At 50.0% G+C, this 6444-nt stretch carries 3 protein-coding genes; 1 reads left to right on the top strand and 2 read right to left on the bottom strand.

The window, feature by feature from the left end; all coding sequences use genetic code 11:
• Positions 1-261: 261 nt before the first annotated feature.
• A complete protein-coding gene (locus tag R6U67_RS05235) occupies positions 262-3996 on the bottom strand; it encodes a PAS domain-containing protein (RefSeq protein WP_410251568.1) in 3735 nt (1244 codons plus the stop codon).
• A 493-nt stretch (positions 3997-4489) separates the two neighbouring features.
• On the opposite strand from R6U67_RS05235, the gene R6U67_RS05230 reads away from it, so the two are divergent.
• Entirely contained in the window at positions 4490-4804 is a 315-nt protein-coding gene (locus R6U67_RS05230) for a hypothetical protein (protein ID WP_068788605.1), read from the top strand.
• A gap of 206 nt (positions 4805-5010) precedes the next feature.
• Here the strand turns inward: R6U67_RS05230 and R6U67_RS05225 are convergent, their stop codons facing one another.
• The gene (locus tag R6U67_RS05225; protein ID WP_410251567.1) at positions 5011-6402 is read right to left on the bottom strand and encodes an IctB family putative bicarbonate transporter; all 1392 of its coding nucleotides are present in this window, start codon (positions 6400-6402) and stop codon (positions 5011-5013) included.
• Positions 6403-6444: the final 42 nt, after the last annotated feature.

Below are 6444 nucleotides of genomic sequence, written 5' to 3'. Positions count from 1 at the left end.
CCCAAAAAAGAGAAAGAGGGCTAACCCCGACAACCTTCTATCCCTGTTGGAAGCCGGCGGTTATGCCCTCTGTAAACCTTGCGTAAATCTACATAGAGTATAACACCCCTTTTTGAATTTGTCACCACTTTTTCAGTGTTTTTACAGAAAAAAGCGTGGTCAGACAGATAAGATAGGACGATTTAACAAGCGTAAACCTTTATTTATCAGGGGTTTTGCTGTTTTTGTTCGTGTATTTTGAATTGTCCATTATTCAACATCCTAGACTCGATTGAGGGCCTTTCCCCCGTCGCGGGACGGTCGTTTCTCTGGAACTTGAGGTAGCTGAATCACAAATACACTCCCTTGGCCCACCTCGGAGGTGCAGTACAAGTGTCCCTTGTGGTTCTGGGTCACAATCTGATAACTCGTTGACAGTCCCATCCCAGTTCCGGTTCCAATGGGTTTAGTGGTAAAGAAGGGATTAAAGATTTTAGAGCGAACCTCTGGACTCATCCCAGTTCCATTATCTTGAATACTAATGGACACCATCCCGTTTTCGAGGCGTGTTCGCAGTCTCAGAGAGCCTTGACAGTCAGATTGAGTCTCTACGGGGAGACGGTTCCGCTTTTCTTCAATGGCGTCAATCCCATTGATGAGGATATTCATAAAGACTTGATTGAGTAAGCCACTGTAACAGGCGATTTTGGGTAAATCTCCATAGTCTTTGAACACTTGAATGGCTGGGGTTCCACCTCGGCCATTGAGGCGATTTTGCAGAATTAGTAGGGTACTTTCAAGGTTATCGTGGAGATTGACGGCTTTGAAGTCTGATTCATCGAGGCGGGAGAAGGTTCGCAAGGATTTGACGATATCTCGGATACGCTCGGCCCCGAGTTTCATCGAGTTAATGGTTTTGGGACAATCGTCAATAATAAAGTCTAGGTCAATCTCGGCGATACAGTCGGCGATCGCCGGCTCGGATGTACCATAGTTCTGTTGGTAAACATCAACAAGCTGTAACAAGTCTTGGGTGTAGTCCGCGATATGGGTTAAGTTGCCATAAATGAAACTGACGGGATTATTGATTTCATGAGCGACACCGCCAACTAACTGTCCTAAACTGGACATTTTTTCAGCTTGAATCAGTTGGACTTGAGTTTCTTGTAAGTCTCGATAGGCTTGTTCGAGTTCTTGGGTTTTCTGTTGAGATTCGGTGTAGAGTTGAGCTTGTTGGATGGCGATCGCCACCTGATTGGCGATATTTTTCAACAACTCAATTTCAGCCGTTCCCCAGGGGCGATCGCTATCAATTCGTCCCATTTCAAACCCACCAATTTGACCCGATCCCGTATGAACTGGCAAAGCGAGATAGAGCTTAATTCCGGCATCCTGACAAAATTTAGTTAATGCCTCATCTTGGGATGTATTGACATCTAACGTATAGAGGCAATCATCGAGAATATGCTCAAATAACGTCGGGAACTCCTCCCACGGATAGGAACCCAGCCAACTCGGGATAGACGCATCTTTGCGTTCATTCACGACTTGCCAGATCGGCGGCGTTGATTGAGGATTGTACCAGCCAAAGGTACAGATATCGACTTCAAGTTCAGCGGCGATCGCATTCACCGCATTTTGTAGAATCGTATTGAGATCCAAAGAATTGCGAATTTCATCACTAATCGCATTCAACAGTTGGGTGCGACTCACCAACGCTTGCAGTGTTGCTTCCGTCTCCAAGCGAGCCGTAATATCCCGAGCCGCCGCATAAATCAAATCACCATGAGGAGCCGCCAGCCACTCAATTGAATGATAATTCCCCTGTTTATCCCGATAACGGTTCACAAAACGATTCACATCACTGAAGTTCCCTAAATCGGATATAGCCGCCAACGTTGGTGCAACATCGTCAGGATGGACAAATCCCAAAAAAGGCTGTCCTTCGAGTTCATTTAAGCCGTAACCTAACGTTGTCTCCCAAGCTCGATTCAGACGACGGAAATTGCCATCGAGATCCGCAATACAAAGGAGATCCAACCCGACTGTAAAAAATCGCTCCAGTTCGAGTTCCGCCAGTTTGCGATCGCTGATATCCATCACCGTTCCAAACATCCGCAACACTTGGCCATCCTGAGACTCTAACTGAACTCGACTGTTGACATAGCGAATGTCCCCTTGCGGTAAAACAATTGCAATATCAAAGTTTTGCGGTTTTCCAAAACTTGCCTCGGTTAAGCGTTTTTGAAATTCATCTCGATAATCAGGATGAATTTGCTCTAAATGTTCTGAAAAGGTTGGTTCTGAATCCTCCGGACTCATACCAAATATCTCAAATACAGTCTCCGACCAAGTGATTTTTTCCGTGAGCAAATCAAACGACCAGTAACCAATACGAGCGACATCCTGAGCCTGCTGCAATCTTGCCGTTAACTCAGCAAGGATCGTTTCATTGGCTTTACGCTCGGAGATGTCATTAAACAGGCCAATAAAGCGGATTGGATTCCCCGCTTCATCCCGTTCAATCACCTGTCCCCGAGACAAAATCCATTTGTAACTTCCATCGTTACAGCGTAGGCGATGCTCACTTTCATACGACTGGCTTTCTCCCTGCATATAACAACTCATATCGGCATAAGCCCTAAGTCGGTCATCCGGGTGAAGGCGAGTATCCCAATCCTCTAGGGTGTTGGTTAAATCTTCCGACCGACACCCCAAGAGTTTGGGCCATTCCGCAGAATAACTCACGACATTGGTTTGCAGATTCCACTCCCAAGTTCCCTCACCCACCGCTTGCAGAACAAAGTCTAACTTTGCCTTACTTTCTTGTAGAGCCAGTTCCGCTTCTTTGCGATCATCCATATAACTGGCAATCCCTAAACAGCAGAGGGGAGTCCCATATTGATCCTGTAAGGGTGAGAGGTTGGCACGATGCCAGTAGTAATTCTGATCTTGATGTAAAACTCGGTATTCTAACCCCCCGACCTTTTGACCGTCGAGAGTGGCGTTGAAGGCCGTGACACAGCGATCGAGATCATCGGGGTGAATAAACTTAGCAAAGGGCTGATTGGGTAAATCCGTCAACTCATAGCCCATGACCGTTTTAAAGGTAGGACTGACATAGTTAAACGTCCCGTCGCCGTCGATAATAAACACCATGTCATTGATGTTCTCAATCACATTGCGGAATTTATTTTCACTGGCTTGTAGGGTCAGTTGGCTCACTTTTTTATCCGTGATGTCCCGGATATAGCCATACCAAGTTGTACGACCCTCGCCGTCTCGCTGCGGTGTCGCTTGCCCGAGAAGCCAGAGTTGGCTGCCATTGGGATGATTCACCCGATATTCGCAAGACCAAGGGGTTAGCTGTTCCGCCGATACTTGAATCGATTGGTTGACCCGAGGTAAGTCTTCGGGGTGAACGACCTCGAAGATGCTGTAGCAGTTTTCTTGTACCCGATCCGGGCTAACACCGTAAATATCTTGGACTCCCTCACTGATGTAGGGAAAGTACATCGTTCCATCCGCTTCGAGGCAAAATTGGTAAATGGCCCCAGGGATATTATGGGCGATTTGTTCGAGGCGATATTGAGCCTGGGGAAGGGATGGGGGTAACGCCTGCGGTGCAGGGGTGATGTCCCGTAGAATCACCAGGTGCAGATGAGGCAGCAAGTGGGCCGTGGCGGTATAGTCAACGTCGCGGACTTCGCCATCAACGCGAACCAGCGAGACTCGTCCTTGTTCTTGTCCTTGTTGGAGGAAGCGTCGCCAACGCTGTTCAATGTCAGCATCGAGGCTGGCGGTGTCTGTCAGAAAATCACGAATACAACGGCCGATGATCTGCCCTCGCTTTAGCCCCAGGAGCTTACAGGCCGCTGGGTTAGCATCGATGTAGCCGCCGTTGTCGTCGGCCAGGAGCATCGCATCGAGGGAGGCATTGAAGAGGGCCGCGAAGGGGCGATCGCCGTCCAGGAACGATGGTGACGCGATCGCCGAACCCTTTGGCTCTACGCTCACTGCTGATTCAAGATCACACCTAACTTTGCGCGAAAATAGCATTCAGTTATCCTCGACCACTTCACAGGACTCAACGGACTAGACCCTGCTTAAGTGTATCATTAATACTAGATAAGCGCTATACCCAAAAATGATTAAAATCGATTTTTTATTTAAAAAATAATATAGCTTACAATCCAATAATGGATAAAACCCTTGCTGTGCAGGGATTTTGGTTCTCCGTCTTTGCTAATTTGGAGTAGATGATTTATCGAGCGTAAGAAATTTTCACATCCGATCATCGGTGACAATCATTAAATTATGTGATAATTTACGTGATTTCCACTTATTAGGAATCCGTGTTTTTATGTAGGAAATTGCCGTATAAATACGGAGACAAGCAACCAAGCGCGGAGCGATCGAGGGTCAGGATGCCTCCGGCCTTGAGGTCACTTCCCTACCCCGAGAGATGGTGGTATCGTTGGATAAGTTGATAAATTTCGGTGTCTGTGCTATGAACCAACTTAAATTTCTGATTATTGCCATTCCGGGGCTAGTTGGCAGCTTTATGGTCATTGACTTTGTGCAATACCTCTATAAGTCCTTCAACCCCAACGCTCAACCGGGCCAACAGGCTCACGCCCTAGTTACCGAAGCCATCGACCTCTGTCAGCGGCTCATGGAAGCCGAGCGTCAAGCATTTCAGGCCTATCTCAAATCCCCAGACGTCAACACCCTCAACGCCTGGAAAGAGCGCACCGTGCAACTGCGGGAACTCTACGCCAAAGCGGATTTGCGCTACAAACGCCGGATTGAGAAGTTTGCTTAGGGAGAAGGGAACACCGGAACAGGGAACAGGGAACAGGGAACAGGGGGGAGAAGGCAAGAGGCAAAAGGCAAAAGGCAAGAGGGGGAACTTATCTCCGGCCTCTCTCAAGAGATAGCTTTAGAAGGCTTCTCTTGTCGGCGTCCTCTTTGGCTAAGCGGGGTCAGGTGTGTTCCGATATCTATCAGGGTTAGGCTTTAACGACTCGGTTAAAACTTGCCCGAACGTACCGCTTCGGCGGGGTTGCTGGGGTAGAAGCTGGCGACGATACCTAGGCTGAGCCACCAGAGGGTATTGAGTTGGGGACGATACCAGACGGTATCCACTAAGCCATGAGCCATGAAGCCGGCGAGGGTGGCGATCGCCGCGATGAGCCAGAAGGCTTGAGGATTGGTGGTCTGACGCAGCCGTTGCAATTGTAGCAGGGTCTGTTGAACGGTGATCGCCAGCAGCCAGAGAAAGGCGGTCAGTCCGATGATGCCGGTTTCTACGGTGATTTCTAGGAGAACGGAATAGGCGCTTAAGGCGGTGTAGCGGGGGCGCATATAGAGGGGATAGACCTGATTGAAGGCATCGTTTCCGGGGCCGATGCCCAGGACTGGGTGATCTCGAATCATCTCTAGGACAGCGTTCCAGACGTTGATGCGGAAGTTGTTACTGCTATCGCCCCGGCCGATGAACAGACTCGAGACGCGATCGCGGATGGGGGGAACGGCGGTCACGGCGATGAGGAGAACGGCGACGGTGATGCCGAGGAGTCCTGGAATCGCCCAGTTGCGCCAGGGTTGCGGGAGGCGATCGCGCCACCAATAGACGGCAAAGAGGGCGAAGATAAAGAGAGTGGCGGCCACGCCAATCCAACCGCCGCGACTGTAGGTGTTGAGGACGACAATGCTGTTGACGGTCAACATCACCAGGGCCAGGGCTTTGGCACTCCAACGCTGCCAAACGAATAGCGCTCCTAAACTGAAGGCGATGGCGGGAATTAGGTATCCGGCTAGGAGGTTCGGATTGCCCAGATAGCTATACACCCGAGTGATACTCCCTGAGGCGGAGTTGGGATCAGTCCAGGTGGCTAGAGGTTCTGCCCCGAAGAAGACTTGGCGCAGTCCATAGACGCTGACAATTAAGGCGGTGTGCAGGTAAACGGTGATGAGGAGCGATCGCAGCCAAGGACTCCGCAGAACCCGCGCTGAGAGGGCAAAGACCACTAAAAACAGGCTCAGTTTTACCCATCCTTGTAGGGCTTCTTGGGGAACCCGTGAGCAAGCGGTGGCAATGCTGGCGATGAGCCAGTATAGGCCAACGCCGAGGTGAATCGGGGTTAGCCCCAAATCACTCTCGTCGGACAGTAGCAATAACAGCAAAAACCCGGCACTGAGAACCAGTAGAATGCCGATAAGTGTGGTTGAGACGAAGGGCGCTAGGGCAAACAGAACCGCCAACAACAAGACCCCAAGGCTGTCGGCCCATTGCATTAACCAACTCCCGGCTTTCCAGCGGTGTAGAGAGCCGACGAGAAGCCGATAGCCGTAACTCCCACTCTGCCAGGGCTGCGGCGACCATTGAGACAGGGTGACCTGGGTCCAAATGTCAGTCATAGGAATGGCTCATCGAAAAACGGGGCGTCGCGCGACATCCCC

The organism is Sodalinema sp., assembly GCF_046483825.1.
GTDB lineage: Bacteria > Cyanobacteriota > Cyanobacteriia > Cyanobacteriales > Geitlerinemataceae > Sodalinema.
Note: the sequence above shows the minus strand (reverse complement) of the source record. Positions and strands in the feature narration are given on the sequence as shown.